Raw genomic sequence first — 22879 nt, 5'->3', positions numbered from 1 at the left:
AGTCCCCTCGGGGGTCGGGAGCGACCGGTTCGATCAAAACGATCGACACGATCCGCCGCATAGAGTGACCGCGACCAGTTTGACCTTCAGGGGGACCCATGCGACCGCACGTCGACCAGCGCCATGAGCGGGTGCTCGAACTCGTCCGTGAGCGCGGCAGTCTGCGGGTCGCCGAGCTCGCGGCCGAACTCGGCGTCTCCGCCGTCACCTTGAGGCGTGACGTGGAGGTGCTGGCCGGCCAGGGCCGGGTGCACCGGTTGCACGGCGCGGTGGTGTGGCCGGGCGGCGAGAGCAAGGTCAGGGTGCGGGCGGCGCGACAGGAGTCCGCCGAGGCCGCCCAGTCCACTGCCTCCGCCGAGGGCGTCGTGATCGGAATGATCGTGCCGACCACCGCCTCGATCTTCGCCGGCATAGTGCGCGGCGCCCGGGAGGCCGTGACAGCGCAGGGCGGCCGACTGGTGCTCGGAGTCTCCGGATACGTCGACACGGAGGACGCCGTCCAGGCCGGGCACCTCCTCGCGGGCGGCGCGCAAGGGCTGCTCGTCGCACCCAGTTGGCCGGGCGGTGTGCCCGTCGGCGGCCAGGAACAGTGGCTTCTCGACCGGGGAGTGCCCACCGTCCTGGTCGAACGCTCGGCCCCGCCCGGCAACCCCGCCGCCGCCCTCGACCGGATGCGCACCGACCGCGCCCACGGAGCCGCGGTCGCCGTCGGCCACTTCGCCGCCCTCGGCCATCACCGGATCACCGCGGTACTCCAGGACGGCCCGCACGCCGCGCAGATCAGCGCGGGCTACAGGTCGGCCGTACGCTCCCTCGGTCTCGACGACGCCCGGGGTGCCCCGTCCGTCCGCGAACACGGCGACTACGACTCCAGCGTGGACTACCTGGTCGACGCCGTCCGCGAGCGCGGAGTCACCGCCGCCCTCGTGCACAGCGACGAGGACGCGATCGTGCTCGTGCCCCGACTCCAGGCGCGCGGCATCCGCGTCCCGGACGACCTGGCGCTCATCGCCTACGACGACGAGGTGGCCCCGCTCGCCGACGTACCGCTCACCGCCGTCGCCCCGCCGAAGCGAGCGGTGGGGGAGTCGGCCGCGAAGCTTCTCCTGCAACGGCTCGCCGAGCGCGGGAGTGGACGCCGGCCGGCCCCGCGTCAACACGTCGAACTCCTCCCCGAGTTGAGGATCCGCTCGTCCTGCGGAGCCAAAACGCTCGCCCACTGATCACGGGCCGACCGTTTTGATCATTCCGCGCGAACGTTCTCGGTGAACGCTCTCGACCAAGGAGAACCGGCATGCCCTCCATACCTCCCGCCCGCCCCCGCATCCTGTACGTGACCGACCTGGCCTACCCAGCGCGCGGGCGCCGCTACTGCGACGAGGACATCGACCTGACCTCCCGGCTGCGCGAGGACTTCGACCTGGCGCTGTGTCATCCGCTGGACGCGGCCGCGCTGATGGACGGCTTCGACGCGGTCGTCGTCCGCAACAGCGGTCCCGTCCTCGGGTACCAGGCCGCGTACGACGCGTTCCGTGAGCGCGCGCTCCGCACCGGGGCCCGGGTCTACAACCAGCTGTCGGGCCGGGCGGACATGGCGGGCAAGCAGTACCTCCTCGACCTGAGCGCCGCCGGGTTCCCGGTCATCCCGACCGTCGACCGCGTGGAGGACCTGGACCTGCTGCCCCGCGCGGACCGCTATGTCGTCAAGCCCAAACTCGGCGCCGACTCCATAGGCCTGGAGATCGTCGAGGCCGACCGCCTGCCCGCCCTGGCCGACGGGAGCGTCCTCGTCCAGCCCTGCGTCGACTTCTCGTACGAGGTGTCCTTCTACTTCGTCGACCACGACTTCCAGTACGCCCTCTACGCTCCCGACACCGAGAAGCGCTGGCAGTTGGAACCCTACGAACCCGCCCCCGAGGACCTGGAGTTCGCGCAGCGGTTCATCGACTGGAACGGTGTCGACCACGGCATCCAGCGCGTCGACGCCTGCCGCGCCCCGGACGGCCGGCTGCTCCTGGTCGAGTTGGAGGACCTGAACCCGTATCTCTCCCTGGAGGCGCTCGACGACGCGCGGCGGGACGCCTTCGTCGCCGCGCTGAAAGCCTCCCTGCACCGGTTCGTGCGAGCGTGCGGTTGAGCTGAACTCCGGTGGCCGCGCGCGCGTATCTCTCCAGGGGGATGGCGGACATCCGTGCGCGCGGAACGGAAGGAGAGCAGTGTGTCTACACCGCCCGAACCGGGATCGTCGCCCGGCGGCCCGGTCCTGGAACCCGCCCGTGTCCTGCGCCGCCGCCGTTCGGACAATCTCGCGGCGCTGATGCGGGAGCCTCGCCGGGACTCCTCCGTCTTCGAGTCCGTGCCGGTGCCCAGGCCGATCTTCGGCTCCGAGGCCGAGACCCAGGAACTCCCGCCCGTACCAAGCGAGTTGCGCCCACTGCCGACCACCACCGGTCCCTTCGGGCCCGGTCTGCGCCGGGCCGCGATCGTGGTCGGCGTGAGCGCCGCCGCGCTGGTCGGCTTCGCCTGTGCCCTCCTGCTCCCCGGCAAGGGGGAGGCCAGCACGGCCCAGCCGGTCAGCACACCGACTCCGGTGGCGTCCGCCACCGTCAGCGCGACGGCCGACCCGGACGGCGCCGGCACCCTCCGCGAGGGCGACAGCGGTTCCGAGGTGAAGGAGCTGGAGCAGCGGCTCCTGCTCATCCCCAACGTCTACGAGAACGGCTCCACCAGCGGTCAGTACGACGCGACCCTCACGGCCGCGGTCGCCCGCTTCCAGGTCTGGTACGGCATCCGGGGCGACGAGAACGGCGTGTACGGCGACGACACCCGCAAGGACCTGGAGTCACGCACGACGCTCGACAACGGCCAGTAGGCGTACGGGATTCGAGCACCCGGGGTTTCGAACACGCGGCAAGGCCCGGGGAAAGTCGGTGGTGGTAGGGCTGTAGAGCCTCATCATGGACAGCGCGGCGTCGCAGGTCGGCGGTGTCGTGCCCGTTCCGAACCGAAGGCCACGCCGATGAGCGGCTCCCGCGTTCCTGGTCTGATCCTGCCCGGAGTCCTGCTGCTGGCCCTCGTCGTGGGCGTGTTCTGGTACTGGCGGCACCGCGACGAGGACTGACCCCGGCCGGCGCTGAGGTCAGCGTCCCGTGCTGTGCCCGACCAGCGCCTCGGTCACGGCACGGACGCTGCGCGCGATGTGCTGGAGCTGGAGGACCTCGGCGGCGTACAGCTTGATGGTGTGCTCGATGACCGACTCGGGCAGGCCGATGCCGGGCAGGTCGGACCGCGCGGTCTGTAGCGCGGTGCGGGCCACCCGGATCTCGTGCTGGACCTGGATCTGCGCGTGGCGGGCGAGCAGGACGGGGTGGCGGATGAACGCGGGGTAGCTGGCGTAGCGGGCCGGCACCAGCTCGCGCAGCCACTTGGCCGCCGAGCGCTCCCAGTCGTAGCTGCCGGGTGTCTTGACCTGACAGGGCCAGTCCTGGCTGATGCGCGTGGTGGTCAGTTGCATGTCATCGCTTCCCGGTGTGCGGCGTCGCGGGTGGGTCGACGGTGTGAGGCGGCCCCGGCCCAGGGGATGACCGAGGCCGCCTTGGGCGCTCGCGGAGGCGATGCCCTACCGAACACGTCCGGCGCCGACGCGGGTAGGAGACGGCGGCTGGGCGTGCTCGTGAGAGGGCCCCGGGAAGCGGGTGTCGCCGGCGCGGCGGGTCGAGCGGAGGTGCGCATGGGCGGACCGGGCTTTCTCGGGGCGGGTGCGATCCGTGAGCAGTATTTATATATGCCGTCCACTTTGCAAGGCGTATGAAAACATTCATGCGCGAAATGGGCGTAGTCATCCCGGTTCGAGTTCGTATGAGGGGGAGTGGCGGGTCAGTCCCGCATGAAGAACTGATGCTGCTCGGCGATCTGCTCGTAGTCCTCCAGGCGGGCCTGGGTCCGCTCCGGATCGGCGTCCGTCATGGCCTGGAGCAGGGCGGAGGCCATCACGCCGGGTGCCGCGTACGAGTCGAAGACCAGGCGGGAGCCGGTGCCGGTGGCGAAGGTGACGTCGGCCTCGTCGGCCAGCGCGCCGAGCGCCAGATCGGTCACCAGGGCCACCTTGAGTCCTGCGCTGCGCGCCACCCTGAGCGTGGTGAGCGTCTCGTGCGCGTGCCGGGGCATGTCGAACGCGAGCAGCCAGGTGCCGCCTGCCTCGCGGGACTGGAGGATCGCGTCGTAGGCGACGCTGCCGCCGCGGGTCACCAGCCGTACGTCGGGGTGGATACGGCGCGCCGCGTACGCGAAGTACTCGGCCAGCGACACGGAGATGCGCAGGCCGAGGACGGTGAGCGGGGTGGACGCCGAGAGTTCGCGGCCGACCTCGATCAGCCGGTCGGGGTCGGCGAAGTCCCGGCGCAGGTTCTCCAGGTTCGCGATCTCGGCGTCGACCGCGGCCTGTAGTTCGTTGCTCCGGTTCTCCTCGGCCGCCGGGCCGCCCGCGAGGGTGCGCAGGGCGATCGCCTGAAGCCGCTCCCGTAGCGCCGGGTAACCGCTGAAGCCGACCGCCGCGGCGAACCGGGTCACCGAGGGCTGGCTGACGCCGACGCGTTCCGCGAGATCGGTGATGGAGAGGAACGCCGCCTCGGTGATGTGCTCGATCAGATACTGGGCGATGCGCCGCTGGCCCGGTGACAGCCGTGGCCCGTCGAAGAGTTCCCTGAGTTGGGACGTCGGTGCCGCGCCGACTTCCGGGTCGGTTTTTCCCGAGGTGATCACGGATGCCTGGGCGCGTGCCTGCTGCGGCGATGGCACCGGTGCGCCTCCTTTGTCTCCCACAGCCACTCAACATAGCTCACAGAGCGTTGTGACCAGAGAGTGATCAGCGCCGGTAGATGGTGATCGAATGACCGACTCGATCGATCGGACGACTGCTGTCGATCAACTCGGCCAGTTTTCCCCGGGCTTTGTCGATCGCGGTGTCCGAGACGACCAACAGCCCGTGCACATCGCGCACCCCTACCTTGCGCGGATCGGCCGACTCGATGCCGTAGTACGACGGCACACCACTGCCCTTGTAGACGAGCCAGATCCGCTCGCCCGCGTACCTCTCGCGCAGCCGGTCGGCGAGGCGGCCGAGGTCCTGGCCCCAGTCCACGTTGGAGTCGTGCAGCCGCAGATAGGTCTTCGAGGGACCGCCGAACGCCTCGTTGGAGTACGGCAGATAGTAGGGAAACGTCCGCAGCGAACTGACCGCGACGAACGCCACCAGCACCCCCGTGGACAGCGCGGCCCACCGCCACCGCAGCGCCGGCACACAGGCCGCCGCGACCGCCAGGAACATCGGCACGAAGATCGCGTACCGGGTCCCGAAGTCACGCGAGCCGTCCATCGCCGTGGCCAGCAGCACGGCGGTCGGGACCAGCAGATACGGCGCCGCCGGCCGCAACCGCCGTACCGCCACGACCGCTACGGCACCCGCCGCCCACAACGCGATCATGCCGAGCGGGGTCTTCACCATCAGGGCCACCGGCAGGTAGTACCAGTGCGACCCGGTGTAGAGGTGCCCGAACAGGAAGCCCTGCCACGGGTAGTCCTCCATGCCGAACTGGATGAGCATCCCGTCCCGGAACGCGCGCGGGAACGGCAGCAGCGGGACCAACTGCCCGCGCAGCCCATGGATCACGGGCACCGGTTCCGTGGACGTGAACCGCAGCTGCGGATCGACGACGAGATACGACGCCCATACGACGGCGAGCGCCACCACCGCCACCACGGCCGCGCCCGCCGCCCCGAGGGCCAGCACCCGCAGCCGGGCGGCGCGTTCGACCGGGCGGCGGGCGGACCACACCGACGCGACGGCCAGGAGCATCAGCACCGGTACGGCGGGCAGGGCGCTCATCTTCGTCGCGACGGCGGCCCCGAGCGCCGCCCCCGCGAGCGGCAGGTACAGCCGCGGCCGTCGCCTGGCCCGCCACAGCAGCCACACCGCCGTCAGCAGAAAGCCGGCCTGCGGCACGTCCAGCGTGGCCAGCGAACCGTGCGCGATGACATCCGGCGAGAACGCGTAGAGCGCGAGGGCCACCAACCCCCGTGCCGGGCCCACGAGTTCACGGGCGAACGCGAACACGACCAGCCCGAACAGCAGGGTCAGCACGATCACCGGGAGTCGGGCCCAGAACATCAGCCGCCAGGGGTCGTTGCCCGACTCGTACAGCAGATGGCGGCCCAACTCGCCTTGGTCGCCCTTGTAGTCGGCGTCGAAGTGCGGGTCGGCGATCGCGACTCCGGCGGCGATCAGCAGCTTCCCGAGGGGCGGGTGCTCGGGGTTGTAGTCGAGGCTGTGCTCGCGCAGATAGACGGTGGCCGTGGCCACGTACACCGGCTCGTCGATGGTCGGTGTCTGCTGTACGGCGGTCGTGACCATCACGGCGGCCATCTGCGCGAGAAGGGCCACCACGAGAAGGGGCAACAGCCAGCGCTTACGGCGCCGCAGCCCGGCGTGGAGGCGTGCCGACCGCGAGCCGTCGGCGCGCGGCGGCGAGTCCCCGCCGCCGTCGTCGAGCGTGTCGGGGTCGAGGACCGAGTGCTGTTCGCGCGCCATCATCTTCCCTGCGGTGAGGCCGGCCCCGCGGTGGCGGGAGCGGGCGGGGGCCGGGTCATGGCCCTACTGTCGCATCGCTCCCGCCACCAGGGGCGTCACCGCTTCAGGAGTCGTACCGACAGACCTTCCGCCGTATACACGGGTACGGCCCGCAGCTTGTCCGAGTTCACCGTGATGCTGTCGAACTGGCCGCGCAGCGAGGAGGCGCTCAGGACCCGCACCGTGGAGCCCGCGAGCGGCGGGTGCTCGGCGTCGAACCGCAGGGTCAGCGTGCTGCCCCTGCCGAGCGTCGCGCGCCGGGTGACCTCGACGGCGGGCTGGTGACCCGAGCGGAGCGTGACCTCAAGGGTGGCGGACTGCTGGGTGTAGGCGTCGTGGATCTGCACGGACTCCGAGACCCGCAGCGCCCCGCCGAGCACACTCACGTCACCGTGCCCGAGCGCGTGCGCCGAACCGGCCACCAGCGCACCGGACTTGAGCACGGTTCCGCCGGTGTACGCGTTGTGCCCGGTCAGGGTGAGCGTGCCGGTGCCCTGCTTGGTCAGGCCGCCGCAGCCGTCGATGTCGTTGCGCCAGGCGTCGGTCGCGCCGAAGCCACCGGCCGCCGCGTCGAGGGCGACGACGACGTCGGACCCGAAGGAGCCGTAACCGTCCGCCGCCGCGAAGAGGTTGAGACGCCCCCACTGCTCGAAGCCGTCGAGCAGGACGTACCCGGACGGCAGCGCGGTGGTGCGCAGCACCTCGCGTCGCTGCGCCGCGTCGAGGTACGGCAGCCGGGTCTCCAGCAGCACCTCCGCGCCCTTGGGCACGGTCAGCGCTTTGTCGCGGCCGCTGCGGGTGAGCACATAGGTGAACTTGGGCTTCACCAGACGGGAGTTGGCGGTCCGGTCCGCGTACGGGTCGGTCGCGGTGGTCGCCGCGTGGGCGTAGGCGTACAGGGTGTCCGCCGTCGTGCCGGTCTTCGCCTCGAAGTAGGCGAGGGCCTGCGCGCGTGCCGCGGCCTTGAGCGTGGCGTTGGCCGGGTCGGCGAGCGTGGCGGCGGCCAGCGCGGTGGCCATGATGCGGCCGCCCATCACGTCGACCGTGGAGTGCATGCCGGCCATGATCCGGGTGTGGGCCAACTCGAAGGTGCGGGTGACCAGTTCCTGGAAACGCTCCGGTACGGCGTACGCGTAGGCGAGGCCCGCCAGGTGGAAGGCGTTGGTGTGACCGCTGGGGAAACCGCCGTCGTCCACCGGTGACGTGCTGCGCTGGCGCAGGAGTTGGGGCGCGACGACGACCTTCGAGTCGTAGACCGGGAAGCCGAGCGCGTCGACGGTGCCGGTGTCGACGACCTCGCTCTTCTCGTTCATGCGGTACGGACGCGGGTACTGGTAGGCGTACTTGCCCGGGTTGCCCGACGCGTAGTTGCCGCGCAGGGTGTCGACGAGTTCGGCCACCTTGCCGAGCGCGGAGTCGTGCGAGCCCGCGCCGAGCGCGGCACCGGCGGGCGCGCCGGCCGGGACGGCGTCGTCGATCTTGGTGGCGGGCGTGCCGTCCGGGGCGCTGGTGATCGAAGTGACCGCCAGGGCACCGGACTTGTACAGGTCGGCCAGCGGACCCAGGCCCGCGATCATCGCGTAGCTCTGGTGCTGGCGGTCGTAGAGGAACGCCTCCTTCGCCTGGGCCTCGGTGCGGTGCGTGGTGAGGTCGGCGCAGTACCGCATGTTGGCGCGCAGGATCTCGGGACGCAGCGGCGTGCCGGTGTTCCAGGCGGCGCCGGTCTTCCATATCTGCGCCATGCCGCCGAGGACCCGGACCACGGCGTTGGTCTCGGGCGTCAGGTTCGCGATGACGTTCGTCTTGTAGTCGTCCACGAACGCGAGCGGAGCCGTGGCGGCCTTGGCGTCCGCGGTGGCCAGCCAGCTGACCAGCGTGGGCGCGGCGACCACGGCGGCCGAGGCACCGAGCGAGGTCTTGAGGAAACCACGTCTGTTCACAGCGGGTCGAACGGCGTTCGTGCGCTGCCCGGCGGGTGACGGCATGGGTGTGCCTCTCTTGAGTTCTACGGCCGATGAGGCCGGCGAGGTCGTGCGACCAGGGAGGGGATCGTGCGATCGGCTGTGGTTCGGGGTGCACCGTACGACGGGGGAAAGCGCATACGTCAACTGGTGCGTACGTGCGAAGATTTACGGTGGACCGTGTCCCGTCGGAGGGGGTCCGGCGTCCACGGCGTGACCCCCGGGTGAACGGGGGCCGTGCGGTTCACAGGATCGATCGGGCCAACGCCACGGCGCCCTCGACGGGCGGCACCTGAATGGGCCACGGCCGCGCCCCCGGCACCCGCTCGGCGAGCGCGGCGGTGAGGGCGTCGTACAGGCGGGGCTGGGCGAGGACGGTGCCGCCCGAGACCACCACGTCGTCGACGGGGACGCCGCGTTCGGCGAGCCGTACGACGAGCGCGGCGAGGGACCGGCCGGCCTCGGCTATCACCTCACGGGCGAGGAGCGAGCCCGCGTCGGCCGCGGTGAAGACGACACGGGCGTGACGCCCCCAGTCGGCGGAGACGTCGGAAGCGCTTTCCAAAGCGGCCCCCAGAGCGGGCACTTCGTCCACCCCGAACGCCTCGACGAGTCCCAGGGCGAGTTCGTCCGGGGCCTCGCCGCGGTCGTGCGCGGCCCAGGCGGCGCGGGCCGCCTCGCGCACGAGTCCGGCGGCTCCGCCCTCGTCACCCAACACCGCGCCCCAGCCGCCCACTTGGAGCCGGCCGCCGTCGGCGAGCAGGCCCACCGCGACGGAACCGGTGCCGGCGACCAGGCCGACCCCCTTGTCCAACCCGGCGGCGGGGACGAGCAGTTCGGCGTCTCCCACCACCAGTACGGGCACCTTGAGACGTTCCTCCAGCGCGGCACGGATCCCGGCGCACTGGCGGGGTGTCTCACAGGCGTGCCCGCCCACGGCGACCGCGGACGGGCGCGTGCGGGCGGGCAGGGCGTCACGAACGAGTGCGGTCAGCCAGTCGGCGGCGGCCGCGGGCTCGTGCGGCCGCCAGCCGCTGCTCGCACGGATGTGGTCGGCGACGACATCCGCGTCCGCGCACGCGCGCAGATGTGTCTTGGTGCCACCCACGTCGATGCCGACCACGAGGGGCGTGAAGTCCTGCACGGAACCTCTTTCGTCGTTGCGCAGTGCTGCGACGGTTGGGCGAACCGTGTCCGGGGGAACGGCAGTTCAAGCACTAGGGAAGCCCCGGGACGGGCTTCTGACGGACCACGGCAGGCGAGTACCGTGACGTTCGTTAGGAAGTTAACTAACGAAGTACAGTGCGTCAAGAGTCATCGCGAACTCGGTCACAGGGACCGTTGTCCGGGCCCGCGTGACGTCAGGACATCCCATCGCCGCATCCCCCGGACACCCACCGGGAAAACGGCCTGTGAACTGGGGGAAGTGTGGAACACGTCGTGGCGCGGGCGGCCCGGCTGACCGAGAGCGCGAGCGCGGTGTTCGAGGTGCTGGCGAGAGCCGGCAGCGCGACCCGGCCGCAGCTCGCCGGCCTGGCCCGCCTGTCCAAGCCGACGGTGTCCTCCGCCGTCGTGGAGCTGGAGAACGTCGGGCTCGCCGCCCACTCCGGCACCGCCTCCGGCGGCACGGGACGCAACGCCGCCGTCTACCGCCTCGGCCCGGCCGCCGGCGCCGTACTCGCCGTCGACCTCGGCCCCGCCCTCACCCGGGTGCGCGGCTGCGCCCTCGACGGGACCCTGCTGGCCGAGGCCACCGGCTCCCGGGAGGACGCCGCCGCCGCCGTGCGCGAGGCCCTCGACGCGCTGCCCGCCGACACCCCGCTGCGCACCGTCGTCGTCGCCGTCGGTGACGTCGCCGCACGAGACCGCGCGGGCGCGGGGATGCGCCCCGCGACCGCCAAGGCGGGCCCGGTGTTCGACGCCATGACGGTCGCCCTGCCGCCGGGTGTGCCGGTCCACCTGGAGAACAACGTCAACTGCGCCGCCCTGGCCGAACTGCACGAGGGCGCCGCCCGGGGCCGCCTCTCCTTCGGCTATCTGCGGATCGGCGTCGGTATCGGCCTCGGCATCGTCGTCGGCGGCCAGGTGCTGCGCGGCGCGAACGGCGCGGCCGGTGAGCTCGCCCGGCTGCCCTACCCCTGGGACGACGCCGTGGAACCGCGCCGTGAGGCCCTGGAGGAGTACGTCGGCGCCCGCTCGCTGCTGCGCCGGGCGGCGGCCGCCTGGCCGGACACCGGCGAGCCGTGCCCCGGCAGTGCGGACCGGCTCTTCGCCCTCGCCCGGCAGGGACACGACACAGCGAGCGCACTGGTCGGCCGGCACGCCGCCGACGTGGGCCGACTGGCCGCCGCCGTGGCCGCCGTACTGGACCCGGGACTGATCGTCCTCGGGGGCAGCACGGGCACGGACCCGCAGCTCCTGCCCGGTGTACGGACCGAGCTGGGGCGGCTGAGCTGGCCCACCGAGGTGGTCAGCAGCACGGTCGGTGATCTCGGCACCGTGGTGGGCGCGGCCCGGCTCGCGGTCGCCAGAGGAGTCCAAACCGTGACCGATGGTGCGGGGGCGAAGGATTGACGGCCTCCGACTTGGTCTGCCAATGTCCGGACAAGCGCTTTCTAAGTCGGCCGGGACGCCGACTTGGGGTGAGCCTTCTCAGCCCGTACGTGACGTACGGCAACCGCACGAGGGTGTGCTTGTGCGGTGACGGCCAGGACGGCCGGGGAGCTCGCCCCGCGTGGACGACGCGGCCGGGCGAGGCCGTGCCCCCGGAAAGCGACCTTTCCTGCAAAATGCACCCGTGCCGCATCGGTCGGCGCCGTGCTCCGTCTCCTACGACGAAAAAGGGATCGAAGATGACCACTGTGGGTGTGCGGCGCTCCAGCCGACTCGGCCGCGGCGGCATGCGCCGCCTGGTTCCCCTCGCTGCCGCGACCGCGGCAGGAGCCCTGTTGCTCTCCGCCTGTGGGTCGGGCTCCGGCTCCGGCGGCAACGCCAAGTCGCTGACGTTCTGGATCTCCACGGTTCCGGGACAGGACGCGGGCTGGAAGAAGCTGGTCGCGCAGTACAAGAAGGAAACCGGCGTCAAGGTCAAGCTCGTCAACATCCCCTACGACGGGTACGCGACGAAGCTGCACAACGCCGCGCAGGCGAACTCCCTGCCCGACGTCGCGGACGTGCCCTCGCTGGACCCGATCTGGTCGAGCAAGCTGATCGACCTCAAGTCCATCGCGAACAACAAGAGCTACAACATCAACTCGAACTTCCTCGCGAAGGACTCGTCCGGGAAGGTGCTGGCCATCCCCTCGGACGTCACCGCGTCCGGCCTGTTCATCAACGAGTCGCTGTTCAAGAAGGCCGGCGTCGCCGTCCCGGCCTCGCCGTCGAAGACCTGGACCTGGGACGAGTTCATCGCGGCGGCCAACAAGGTCCGCGCGAAGACCGGCGCCAAGTACTCCCTGACGTTCGACCAGTCGCCGTCCCGGCTGCGCGCCATGGTGTACGAGATGGGCGGGAAGTACGTCCACGCGGACTCCTCCGGCAAGTTCTCGGCGGACGCCGCGACCAAGAAGGCCGTGGAGTACTTCGTCGGACTGAACGACGACAAGGTCATGCCGAAGTCGGTGTGGACCAGCGGCGCCGACCCGTCCGCCATGTTCCAGAGCGGTGACGTGGTCGCCTACTGGTCCGGCGTCTGGCAGGTTCCCGCCTTCGCGACGAGCATCAAGAAGTTCGACTGGGCGAGCGTCCCGACCCCCGCGCAGCCGGTGCAGGCCAGTGACGTCAACAGCGGCGGCATGATGGTCGGCTTCAACAACAACGGCGCCGCGGCCACCGCAGCGCAGAAGTTCATGTCCTGGGTGTACGAGCCGAAGAACTACACCGAGCTGGTCGAGACCTCCGGGTTCCTCCCGGTCGAGAGCGGTCTGACCCCGAAGTACCCCTTCAAGTCCGCGGCGGCGCAGGCGGCGTTCAAGCTCTACAACCAGGAGATCCCGCTCTACGCCCCGATCTCGGGCTACTTCAACAACGCGCAGACGAACTGGGTGCTGAAGGGCAAGAGCCTCACCGAGGACCCGACCAAGACGGAACTCGGCAAGGCGATCAACGGCCAGCAGTCGGCCGACAAGGCCCTGCAGAACATCGTGGACGGCTACAACACGGCGGTCGGCGGCTGATCGTGGGCCCGGGGGCCGGGCGGCGGGGTCACCGCCGCCCCGCCCCGGTCGCCCACGTGATGCCGGGCTCATGACGTGAGCCCACAGCGATCCATTCCACCAGCACGGAAGTCAGGAAGATGACAAATAGCGCCGCGGACGTGTCCGTGAGGCCGCCCAGGAAACGACGTAGCACCTACACACTCGCGCCGCTCGTCCTCATCGCGGCCAATGTCGTGCTCTTCGCGCTGTTCTTCGTGTGGCCGGCGGTGATCGGGCTCGTCTACTCGTTCACGAACTACACCGGTGTGGGGGCGTTCCAGTTCATCGGGCTGGACAACTACCAGAACCTGTTCGGGGACTCCACCTTCTATGACGCGCTGACCCGGACGCTGCTGTACACCGTGCTCGTCGTCCCGCTGAACTTCGTGCTCTCGCTGTTCATCGCCAACCTCGTGGTGAGCAAGCAGGCCAAGGGTGCGTCGGTCGCCCGTGTCGTCTTCTTCATCCCGTGGCTCATCTCGCCCATCGTCGTGGGTGTCCTGTGGCGGTGGCTGTTCGGTGAGAACTTCGGACTGATCAACTACGTCATCGAGAAGCTCGGCGGAAGTGCCGTCCCGTGGCAGTCGAACGCCGACCTGTCGCTGGGCGTCGTGGTGATGGCGGGCGCCTGGTGGGGAACGGCCTTCTCGATGCTGCTGTTCATCGCGGCGATCAAGAACGTGCCGGTGTCCTACTACGAGGCGGCCTCGCTCGACGGCGCGGGACCCTGGCGCCAGTTCATCAGCATCACCCTGCCGAGCATCGCGCCCACCTCCTTCATCGTCATCCTGCTCAACACGATCAACGCGATGAAGGAATACCCGCTCTTCGTCTCCCTCAACAACGGCGGACCGGGCACCTCGAACAACCTGCTTGTCCAGTACATCTATCAGACCGGCTTCAACCGGGGCCAGATCGGCTACGCGAGCGCCGCGTCGTTCGTGCTGATGCTCATCCTGATGGCCGTCGCGATCATCCAGCTGATCGTCAACCGACGGGTGGAGAACCGATGACAACCACAGACACGCCGCGTCCGGCCGAGGGCGATTCCGTCCGGACCCGTTCCAAGAGGCAGCGACGCAACGAGCGCGACGGTGGGCTTCGGCGCGCGGTACCCGCGACGACACTGCTGTGGATCCTGGCGGCCCTCTACGGACTGCCGGTCGCGTGGTTCGTCCTCAGCTCCTTCAAGCCGGCGGGGGACCTGTTCTCCCTTCCGCTGACGGTGCTTCCGCACAACCCCACCGTGTCGGGCTACAAGGCGGCGTGGGAGAGCGCCAACTTCTCCCAGTACTTCATCAACACGGCCCTCGTGTGCGTGATCACGACGATCCTCACGGTGGGTGTCAGCTGTTGCACCGGGTACGCGCTGGCGAAGTACAACAACAGGTGGCTGAAGTTCTTCTTCCTCTGCATCCTGGCCACCACGATGCTGCCGTCCGAGGTCATGCTCGCCCCCGAGTTCCTGGTGGTCCGCAACCTCGGCCTCTACAACTCCTTCGCCGGCATCATCCTCCCGGCCGTGCTCACCGCGACCGGCTGCTTCATGTTCCGCCAGTTCTTCCTGACGGTCCCCGACGAACTCGTCGAGGCCGCGCGCATCGACGGCGCCCGTGAGCTGTCGATCTTCCTGCGGATCATGGTGCCGATCTCCCGGCCCATCATGCTGACCCTCGCCATCCTGTCCTTCCAGTGGCGGTGGAACGACTACATCTGGCCGCTGCTGATGCTGAACGACCCCGACAAGTTCACCGTGCAGATCGGCATCCAGAGCCTCGTCGGCGCGCAGAACATCAACTGGTCGGTGCTGCTGGGCGGTTCGGTCATCTCCATGATCCCGCTGATCATCATCTTCCTGGTGTTCCAGCGCTACGTCATGAGCGCCGACATCAACGCCGGACTGAAGGACTGACCTTGGGCACCCCGCTCGACCACGAGTTCGTGCGCGCGGTGGCCCGCGCCGCCGACCGGTCGGCCGCCCCGCTGGCGGCAGGCCCCGACGAGGAACCCGCCGGTGTGCCGCACCGTGGTCTGGCGCGCCGGGTGAAGACCCTGATCGCGGCCTACCGTTCCCCGGACTCGGCACTGCACGGCAGCGGGCGCGCCGTCGCCGCCGCGACGACCCAGCTCCGCGCCCTGCGGGCCGTGCAGACGCCCTCCGGTCTCTTCGCGGGCGGAGACAACGTCCAGTCACCGCCCGACTCCGCGTTCACCGTCAACGACGTGTGCGACGCGTACGTCCTCTCCGCCGACGCGGGACCGGAACTGGGCGAGGTGACGGCCGTGCTCGCCGAGATCGTCGGCGCCGCCACCGCCAGTCTCCTGACCGGTGGCGTGCACACCCCGAACCACCGCTGGGAGCTGAGCGCGGCGCTCGCCCGTCTGCACCGGTCGTTCCCCGACGACCGGCTGCTCGACCGCGTCGAGGAGTGGCTCGCCGAGGGCGTCGACAGCGACACGGAGGGCCTGTACTCGGAACGCAGTGCCGTCTACGCGTCCATCGTGACCAACCCGTCGCTGCTGTTGCTGGCGGAGGTGCTCGGGCGTACCGACCTGCTGGACGCCGTCGAACGCAACCTCGCCGCGACCCTGGACCTGGTCAGACCGGACGGCACGGTGGAGACCGTCCACTCGCGCCGCCAGGACCAGAGGCTCTCGTTCGCGCTGTGGCCCTACCTGCCGCACTACCGGCTGTTCGCGATCCGCACCGGCCGGGGCGACTTCGCCCGCGTGGCCCGCCTGGCTGCCGCCGACGGCATCGACGACCCCGACCTGCTCGCCCAGACCCTCCTCACCCCGGATCTGTGCCGCGCCCTGCCGGCCCCGGACGCGGAGCAGCTCCCGCGCGACCGGTACCTCCCCACCGCACGCCTCGCCGCACACGTCTCGTCCACCACGCACACCGTGGTGTACGGCGGCTCCGACGTGCCCGAGCACCGGCGCATCCGCTCGGGCCTCGCCTGCAACCCCACCTTCCTGCGCCTGTTCGCCGGTGCCGCCGTCCTCGACGCGGTCCGCCTCTCGCGGGTGTTCTTCGACCTGGGCCCGTTCCGTGCCGCCGACATGGAACAGCTCGCCGACAACCGGTACCGGCTCACCCAAACCCTCACCACCGCCTACTACCAGCCGCTCCCGAAGGACCGGAGGCGCGACGACGGCGCCTACCGCCTGGTGGACGAGGGCCGCTTCTCCGCGGCGATGGCCTTCCCCGACCGCCCTCAGGACGAGGTCTCCCACACGACCCGGGTCGAGGTCGACCTGCGGGACGACGGCGCCGACCTGCGGATCGACATCAGCGGTCCATCGGTGCCCTGGGCCCTCGAACTGACCTTCCGGCCGGGGGGAGTTGCCGAGGGCGCGGTCCCGATCGGCGACGGCCGCTGGTGTCTGACGACCGGCCCGATGACCTACCGCGTCGGTGACGACGAGATCCGCGTCGACGTGGACGTCGAGGCAGGCGAACCCCTCGCCGGGCCCGACCGGAGCGACGTACTACGGTACGACCCGGGCCAGGACTACACCGTGGTCGGCGGCACCGACGCGACGACCGGGAACCGCGTCTACATCGGTGGAAGCGGCCCCCAGACACTGACCGTCGCACTCCGCGCCCGCCGCCCCGCACCCGTCTCCTGACCCCGACGACCCACGCCATGGCCACCTCAGGCATGAAGGGCTGATCCACCCGTGCACCTCCTCCACCAGCGCGGCCCGCTGCACGACCTCCCGGACACCCCGGAGGCCTACGACGCGGTCCTCGCCGACGTCGTCGAGCAGGCCCTGCGACGCGTCACGCCGGACGGCAACCTCGAACACCCCGACTGCTACGACGACATCGGGGACACCTCGCTCGGGATCACGTCCCTGCTGGCCTTCGCATGGCAGCGCGGCAAGGACCCCCGCCTGCCGGAGGCGGTACGGCGCAGCCTCGCCTTCCACCTCCGGGAGCGCGTCTACACGGAGGACAACCCCGGCTACCCGAACCTTCAGGTGCGCAACTCCGGCCTCCAGTACGCGCGTTACGTCCTGGAGGCGGGTGCCCACCCCATCGGCGACTGGCCGAGCACGGCATGGGCGCTGCTCCAGGCGGTCAACATCCTGGACGCGACGGACGGCCTCGTCGACGACGAACAGCGCACCGCGCTCGTCGAGTTGGCCCACGGCTACTGGCGCTGGCTCACCGAGACGACCTTCTTCAACCCGCAGGAGGCCGGCAACCAGGCCATCGGCTGCGTCGTCGGCGGACTGATGCTGGCCCGCCATCTCTCTCCGGAAGAGGGGGAGTTGGTCCGAGTGCGCGCACTCCGTGTGTACGGCGACGAGATCCGCGCCCACCGCGTGAGGGACCGCGGCGCCCTCCTCCCGCCCGAGCACGGCGGAGCGTACGACAACAACTACGGCCCGATCTCCCTCTCCTTCCTCGCACAGGCCCACATCGTCAGCGGCGAGGACGTCTTCGCCGAGGACGGGGAGGCGCTGGCCCGCTACATCGACGCCCGCCTCACCAACGGCGGCTTCGACAACGGCGGTCCCCGCTACAGCGAACAGCACTCCGCCTTCGAATCGGTCCTCGGCCTGCGCTACTTCGGCAGCCGTATCGGCTCGGACATCGGCCGCTACCGGGGCGACAGCCGCTGGGCCCGGCACGCGGTCAAGCCCGACGGGGGAGTGGACGGGCACTTCGCGTGGATGCTGGTCTGGCAGATCCAGGACACCACGCGCTGGCACCGCACACCGTCCACGACCGCCGCCCGGCATCAACTCCGTTCGGGAACCGTCTCGGTGGCCTTCGACAGCAAGATGACTCCGTCACTGGTCGAGGCGGACGGTACGTACTACCTGCCCGCGGCCGTGAACCGGCAGCACGGCTTCGGCCCGGTGCTCGACGGCTTCCTGCTGTGCCGCCCGATGGGCGAGGTGCGGGTCCGTGACCTCCAAGTCGACGGCCTGACCGCCAAGTTGGTCACCAAGCCGGTCGTCGGCCGCGACCACGTCCTGCGGCACATCCAGTCCCTGTACGTCACCGACGGCACGCGTCTGTGGATGACGGTGATCCTCGAACGCCTCGACGGAGCACCGTACTTGCTGGCCGGGCTGCCCTACGCGGCGGACGACGGGGGCCGGGTGTGCAGGACGGCCGAGGGCGACGTCACCTCCGCGGGCACCCTGCGTCTCACCCACCCGACCGGCGAGGGCGTCGACCACTTCGACGCCCGCTCCGAACTCACCCAGGAACAGGCGGCGTTCGCCCTCGCCGCCGACCCGCGCGGCTACGGCAACCCCGACGAGGGCTGGAGCCACCTGGTCGGCTCCACGGCACTGGAGGCCGACCCGGCACCGGGCGCGCCGGAGAACCTGCACGTGTTCGCCGTACGGTACGGCCCGGGAGCAGGGGAGTTCACGCCCGCCTTCGAGACCGGCGAGGACGGTCTGACGCTGACCGTCCGCACGGAGGCGTTCACCGCGGTGATCGGCGACCCGGCGGGCGATGCCCACGCCGAGCCGGAGCTGACCCTGCGGGCCTGAGGGCCCCCTCAACTGCCTGCCCGCGCCGCCGAGTTATGCTCCGGCGCGGGCAGTGCACCGACTCGCACGACCAGGTCCGCCCGGTCCCGGGTCGCCGCCACCAGATCGGCGTTGCGCTGATCGGTGCCCGACACCCAGGCCACCGCGGTCTCGTGGTCCTTGCCGAACTCCTCGTGCCGGGCGACGAGTCGGCGGACGCGCTCGTCCTCGTCGACCTCGCAGAACCACACCTCGTCCAGGCACGGCCGTACCCGCGCCCATGAACCCGCCTCCAACAGAAGGTAGTTGCCCTCCGTCACCACCAGCCGCGCGGTGGGCAACACCGGGATCGCACCGGCGATGGGCTGTTCCAGCACCCGCTCGAAGCCCGGCGCGTACACGACCTCGTCGGTCTCCTCGCGCAGCCGCCGCAGCAGCGCCGCGTAACCGGCCGCGTCGAAGGTGTCGGGCGCGCCCTTGCGGGCGCGGCGGCCGAGGCGGTCCAGTTCGACGTCGGCGAGGTGGAAGCCGTCCATGGGGACGTGCGCGACCCATGGTTCTGCGCTGCGCCCGTTCAGCGTCCGCACCAGGCGCTCGGCGAGGGTCGTCTTGCCCGCGCCCGGGCTGCCGGCGATCCCGAGGACGGCACGTCGGCCGGGGACGGCGAGGGCGGTGGCACGGGTGAGGAGGTCGTCGAAAGTCAGCGGCACACGGAGAGTGTGCCATCCGTCTCGGTTGCCCGGCCGGGGCGATGATGTGCGGAAGATCGGGGAGTCGACCGAGTAGAGAGACCATGGAGTGGGGGACAGGAACAGGAGCCGTCCATGACCGACGACGCGACACAGATCCGCACGCTCATCACGGGCTGGGCCGAGGCCGTCCACCGCGGCGACCTCGACCGTGTCATGGCGGACCACGCCGAGGACCTCGTCATGTACGACGTCCCGCCGCCGCACGCCGGCATCCACGGCCTCGCCGCCTACCGCGCCACCTGGCCGCCGTTCTTCGACTGGCAGGCCCAGGGCGCCTGCTTCGACATCGACTCCCTCGACATCACGGCCGGCACGGACGTCGCCTACGCCCATGCCCTGCTCCGGTGCGGCACCCCCGAGGAGTTCGCCGAACACCCCACCCTGCGGCTACGGCTCACGTTCGGCCTGCGCAAGGAGCGGGGCCGGTGGCTGGTCGCGCACGAACACCACTCGTTCCCGCACGACTGAGGCCGGCTGGGCGCTCAGGTCGATTTCCCGATCAACTCGTCGGCGACCCAGCGTGCTGCGCCGGCGGGGTAGGGCGCGGGGAGTCCGAGGACGATGTGGTGGAAGCCCGCGTCGAGCGCCTCGCGGATCGCCGCTCGGGTGGCCTCGGGACGGTCGTAGGAGACGGAGAGGTGGATGGAGCGGGTGATCGTGGCGGGGTCGCGGCCGATCTCGGCGCAGTAGCGGTCGAGGAGTGCGCTGCGGTTCGTGGCGTCCTCTATGTCGCCGCCGGGGATGTTCCACAGGTCGGCGTGCTCGGCGACCACGCGCAGCGTCGCGGCCGAGCGGCCGCCGATGAGGATCGGCGGGTGGGGGCGCTGGACGGGCTTGGGGCTGCCGAACGCTCCGGTGAGGTGGTGGTGGGTGCCGTGGAAGTCGAACGGTTTCTCCTCGGTCCACAGCCGCCGGATCACCGTGCAGGCCTCGGCGAGGCTCGCCACGGCGTGTGCGGAGTCGTGGAAGGGGAGGCCGTGCGCCTCGTACTCCCGCCGGGCCAGTGGATGATCCGGGCGTGAGCCGACGCCGATGCCGAAGTCCAGCCGTCCGCCGGAGACGATGTCGACGGTCGTCGCGATCTTCGCCAGCATCGCGGGCGGCCGGAAGCGGTTGCTCGTCACCATCACGCCGAGGCGGAGTCGCCGGGTCTGCGCGGCGAGGGCGGAGAGCAGGGTCCAGCCCTCGAAGGCCGGGCCGCCCGGGTCGCCGCCGATCGGCATGAGGTGGTCGAACAGCCAGGCGTGCTCGATCGCCGGGACGGTGTCGGCTTCCTGCCAGACACGGAGGAGGTCGGGGTACTTGACCTGCATGGGGGCGGTCATGATTCCGAAGCTGGTTCGGGATGTGCGGGGCATGGCGCCTTCCGCCCTTCGGTAGCGCGTGGTGGCAGGCGTGGCTTGGCCGTCCGGCTGCCGCTCTGGCATCATAGGCAAGCGGAACTGTGTTCCGGAAAACGATACGGAACGGCGTTCCGTTTATCAAGTTCTAGTGGTGGAGGAACTGCGCGGTGGGCGACAACGAGGCGGAAGCGGGCGGCGCGGTCCAGTCCAAGCGGGCCGACGCGCGGCGTAACAAGGAGACCCTCCTCGACGCCGCCGCCAAGGTCTTTGTCGCGTCCGGTGTCGATGCCCCGGTACGTGACATCGCGCGCGAGGCCGGCGTCGGACTCGGCACGATCTACCGGCACTTCCCGACGCGCGCGGATCTCGTCATCGCCGTCTACCGCCACCAGGTCGAGGCCTGCGCCGAAGCCGGTCCGGCGCTGCTGGCGAGCGGTGTCACGCCGTACGCCGCACTGCGTGAGTGGATCAATCTGTTTGTCGACTTCCTGGTGACCAAGCACGGACTCGCCGCGGTGCTGCGGTCCGACACCGCCGGTTTCGAGGCGCTGCACGGCTACTTCCTGGACCGCCTGTTGCCCGTGTGTGCCGAGTTGTTCGACGCGGCCGTCGCCGCCGGTGAAGTCCGGTCCGACCTGACCGCCTACGAGATCATGCGCGGGGTCGGTAACCTCTGTGCCGGGGCGGAGGGTGACGACCGTTATGACGCGCTCCGGCTGGTCGATGTCCTCATCGCGGGCCTGCGGCGCTGATCCCGGCTCGTTCATGTGCAGGTGACCGGCGCGCCACCTCTTGCTCATCCGGTGCTGAGACGTTCACTCTGTCGAAAAAGTTGGCTATACAACTTGGCGAGAGAGTGATGGAGATGTCGCAGTCCGTAGAAGATCTGCCGCTCACCTGGCTTCGGGACAACTGCCCCTGCCCCCGGTGTCGCGACCCGCGCAACGGGCAGAAGCTGTTCCAGATCACCGAACTGCCCACCGGCCTCGCGTTGGACGCCGTGCGGCGGACCGTCGACGGTGTCGAGGTCGACTGGGCGCCCGACGGGCACCGTTCCGCGTACTCCGCGCAGTGGCTGACCGCCAACCGACCCGCCGCCGGAGACGGTTCAGGGGACCGGCGTGGTGAGAACGGCAAGACCCTGTGGGCCGTCGCCGACCTGAACGGTCGTCTCCCCGAGACGAGTTGGGCGGAGTATTTGGGCGACCCGGTGGTCAAGGCGCGGGTGCTGGAGTCGGTTCTCGGGCTCGGGTTCGCGTTGCTGCGTGATGTGCCGTGTCGCGAGGGGCAGGTCCTGGAGGTCGCGGAGACCTTCGGGTATGTCCGTGAGACCAACTACGGGCGGCTCTTCGACGTACGGGTCGAACCTGACCCCAACAACCTCGCCTTCACCGGCGCCCGGATCACCCCGCACACCGACAACCCGTACCGCGACCCGGTGCCCACCCTCCAGCTCCTGCACTGTCTGTCGAACGCGGCAGTCGGCGGTGACTCCGGACTGGTGGACGGATTCAAGGCCGCCGCGCTGCTGCGTGCCGAGGACCCGGAGGCGTTCGCCGTACTGACGCGCACGCCGGTGCCTTTCCAATTCAGCGACGCGCAGACCGAGTTGGCCGCCGACCGGCCGTTGATCGATGTGGACGGCCGGGGCCGGATCCGCGAAGTGCGCTTCAACAACCGTTCCATCGGCACCCTGTTGCTGCCCGCGGCCGAACTGGAGGCCTTCTACCGGGCCTACCGCACCTTCGCCGAGATCACCCTGCGCCCCGAACTCCAGCTGGAATTCAGGCTGTTGCCCGGCGACTGCCTGATCTTCGACAACGTACGGCTGCTGCACGCGCGGACCGCCTTCGAGGAGAGCGGTGCCCGTCACCTCCAGGGCGCCTACGCCGACATCGACGCCCTTGCCGGCACGTTGGCGGTACTGCGTCGTGAACGGGCCGCAGCGGGCGCGGAGTTCGTGGACGAGCTGGCCGAACTCTTCGCGGGCGAGGGTGCGAGCGCCTACCTGGGGGAGGAGGTCACGATGGCGCAGCACATGCTCCAGGCGGCGGCGCGTGCGGAGGAGGCCGGTGCGCCCGACGCGTTGGTCGCCGCCGCGTTGCTGCACGACCTCGGGCACTTCCACGGGCCGGTCACCGGCGAGGAGTTGATGGAGGGCACCGACAACCGGCACAGCCACACCGGGGCGGACCGGCTGGCCGAGTGGTTCGGTCCCGAGGTCACCGAGCCGATCCGGCTGCACGTGGCGGCCAAGCGGTATCTGTGCGCGGTCGAGCCGGGGTACTTCGGCCGGCTCTCCCAGGCCTCGGTGTACACGCTGGAGGTGCAGGGTGGTCCGATGTCTCCGGCTGAGGTCTCCGCGTACGAGGCGAATCCCTACGCGGCCGACGGGGTCGCGGTGCGCCGCTGGGACGACGAGGGCAAGGACCCCGAGGCGCCTACCCCGGACTTCACGCACTTCCGGCCGCTGCTCACGGCCTTGCTGCGGAGCACCTGA

General features: G+C 70.4%; 19 protein-coding genes. 12 read left to right on the top strand and 7 right to left on the bottom strand.

Annotation, left to right across the window (positions count from 1 at the left end):
• Positions 1 to 98: 98 nt before the first annotated feature.
• The 3 genes from OG194_RS03190 to OG194_RS03180 all read left to right on the top strand — a co-directional run bounded on the left by OG194_RS03190 (position 99) and on the right by OG194_RS03180 (position 2872).
• Positions 99 to 1223, top strand: a complete 1125-nt coding sequence (locus OG194_RS03190; RefSeq protein ID WP_327399277.1) for a substrate-binding domain-containing protein — start codon at positions 99 to 101, stop codon at positions 1221 to 1223.
• 80 nt (positions 1224 to 1303) lie between these two features.
• Positions 1304 to 2137, top strand: coding sequence for a hypothetical protein (locus OG194_RS03185; RefSeq protein ID WP_327406964.1), 834 nt, complete (start codon positions 1304 to 1306; stop codon positions 2135 to 2137).
• 81 nt (positions 2138 to 2218) lie between these two features.
• Positions 2219 to 2872, top strand: coding sequence for a peptidoglycan-binding domain-containing protein (locus OG194_RS03180; RefSeq protein ID WP_327399276.1), 654 nt, complete (start codon positions 2219 to 2221; stop codon positions 2870 to 2872).
• A gap of 267 nt (positions 2873 to 3139) precedes the next feature.
• Here the strand turns inward: OG194_RS03180 and OG194_RS03175 are convergent, their stop codons facing one another.
• The 5 genes from OG194_RS03175 to OG194_RS03155 all read right to left on the bottom strand — a co-directional run bounded on the left by OG194_RS03175 (position 3140) and on the right by OG194_RS03155 (position 9730).
• On the bottom strand, positions 3140 to 3514 hold the full coding sequence (locus tag OG194_RS03175; RefSeq protein WP_327399275.1) for a hypothetical protein: 375 nt from the start codon (positions 3512 to 3514) through the stop codon (positions 3140 to 3142).
• A gap of 362 nt (positions 3515 to 3876) precedes the next feature.
• A complete protein-coding gene (locus tag OG194_RS03170) occupies positions 3877 to 4797 on the bottom strand; it encodes a MurR/RpiR family transcriptional regulator (RefSeq protein WP_019064418.1) in 921 nt (306 codons plus the stop codon).
• A 67-nt stretch (positions 4798 to 4864) separates the two neighbouring features.
• Positions 4865 to 6589: an ArnT family glycosyltransferase gene (locus OG194_RS03165; protein ID WP_327399274.1), complete on the bottom strand. Its 1725-nt coding sequence runs from the start codon at positions 6587 to 6589 to the stop codon at positions 4865 to 4867.
• A gap of 92 nt (positions 6590 to 6681) precedes the next feature.
• Complete coding sequence (locus OG194_RS03160; RefSeq protein ID WP_327399273.1) at positions 6682 to 8610, bottom strand: phosphatase PAP2 family protein; 1929 nt, start codon at positions 8608 to 8610, stop codon at positions 6682 to 6684.
• A gap of 220 nt (positions 8611 to 8830) precedes the next feature.
• Positions 8831 to 9730 (bottom strand): N-acetylglucosamine kinase, encoded by a 900-nt coding sequence (locus OG194_RS03155; RefSeq protein ID WP_327399272.1) that lies wholly within the window; start codon positions 9728 to 9730, stop codon positions 8831 to 8833.
• A gap of 284 nt (positions 9731 to 10014) precedes the next feature.
• Between OG194_RS03155 and OG194_RS03150 the strand changes: the two genes are divergently transcribed.
• From OG194_RS03150 to OG194_RS03125, 6 genes are all read left to right on the top strand, one after another.
• Positions 10015 to 11160, top strand: coding sequence for an ROK family protein (locus tag OG194_RS03150; protein WP_327399271.1), 1146 nt, complete (start codon positions 10015 to 10017; stop codon positions 11158 to 11160).
• A 278-nt stretch (positions 11161 to 11438) separates the two neighbouring features.
• On the top strand, positions 11439 to 12761 hold the full coding sequence (locus OG194_RS03145; RefSeq protein ID WP_327399270.1) for an extracellular solute-binding protein: 1323 nt from the start codon (positions 11439 to 11441) through the stop codon (positions 12759 to 12761).
• 119 nt (positions 12762 to 12880) lie between these two features.
• Entirely contained in the window at positions 12881 to 13795 is a 915-nt protein-coding gene (locus OG194_RS03140; protein WP_327399269.1) for a carbohydrate ABC transporter permease, read from the top strand.
• Complete coding sequence (locus tag OG194_RS03135) at positions 13792 to 14694, top strand: carbohydrate ABC transporter permease (RefSeq protein WP_327399268.1); 903 nt, start codon at positions 13792 to 13794, stop codon at positions 14692 to 14694. The genes OG194_RS03140 and OG194_RS03135 overlap by 4 nt, the downstream gene beginning before the upstream one ends.
• 2 nt (positions 14695 to 14696) lie before the next feature.
• The gene (locus OG194_RS03130; protein WP_327399267.1) at positions 14697 to 16415 is read left to right on the top strand and encodes a hypothetical protein; all 1719 of its coding nucleotides are present in this window, start codon (positions 14697 to 14699) and stop codon (positions 16413 to 16415) included.
• Between the two features lie 51 nt (positions 16416 to 16466).
• On the top strand, positions 16467 to 18305 hold the full coding sequence (locus OG194_RS03125; RefSeq protein ID WP_327399266.1) for a hypothetical protein: 1839 nt from the start codon (positions 16467 to 16469) through the stop codon (positions 18303 to 18305).
• Between the two features lie 8 nt (positions 18306 to 18313).
• On the opposite strand, the gene OG194_RS03120 is transcribed toward OG194_RS03125, so the two are convergent.
• Positions 18314 to 18994 (bottom strand): nucleoside/nucleotide kinase family protein, encoded by a 681-nt coding sequence (locus OG194_RS03120; protein ID WP_327399265.1) that lies wholly within the window; start codon positions 18992 to 18994, stop codon positions 18314 to 18316.
• A 114-nt stretch (positions 18995 to 19108) separates the two neighbouring features.
• On the opposite strand from OG194_RS03120, the gene OG194_RS03115 reads away from it, so the two are divergent.
• Complete coding sequence (locus OG194_RS03115) at positions 19109 to 19504, top strand: YybH family protein (RefSeq protein WP_327399264.1); 396 nt, start codon at positions 19109 to 19111, stop codon at positions 19502 to 19504.
• A 14-nt stretch (positions 19505 to 19518) separates the two neighbouring features.
• Here the strand turns inward: OG194_RS03115 and OG194_RS03110 are convergent, their stop codons facing one another.
• Positions 19519 to 20394: an LLM class flavin-dependent oxidoreductase gene (locus OG194_RS03110; protein ID WP_327399263.1), complete on the bottom strand. Its 876-nt coding sequence runs from the start codon at positions 20392 to 20394 to the stop codon at positions 19519 to 19521.
• A gap of 152 nt (positions 20395 to 20546) precedes the next feature.
• Between OG194_RS03110 and OG194_RS03105 the strand changes: the two genes are divergently transcribed.
• Together OG194_RS03105 and tmpA are read left to right on the top strand one after the other, a co-directional pair.
• A complete protein-coding gene (locus tag OG194_RS03105; RefSeq protein ID WP_327399262.1) occupies positions 20547 to 21131 on the top strand; it encodes a TetR/AcrR family transcriptional regulator in 585 nt (194 codons plus the stop codon).
• 113 nt (positions 21132 to 21244) lie between these two features.
• The gene (tmpA, locus tag OG194_RS03100) at positions 21245 to 22879 is read left to right on the top strand and encodes a 2-trimethylaminoethylphosphonate dioxygenase (RefSeq protein ID WP_327399261.1); all 1635 of its coding nucleotides are present in this window, start codon (positions 21245 to 21247) and stop codon (positions 22877 to 22879) included.

It is taken from the genome of Streptomyces sp. NBC_01288, from assembly GCF_035982055.1.
Classification (GTDB): Bacteria; Actinomycetota; Actinomycetes; order Streptomycetales; family Streptomycetaceae; genus Streptomyces.
Note: the sequence above shows the minus strand (reverse complement) of the source record. Positions and strands in the feature narration are given on the sequence as shown.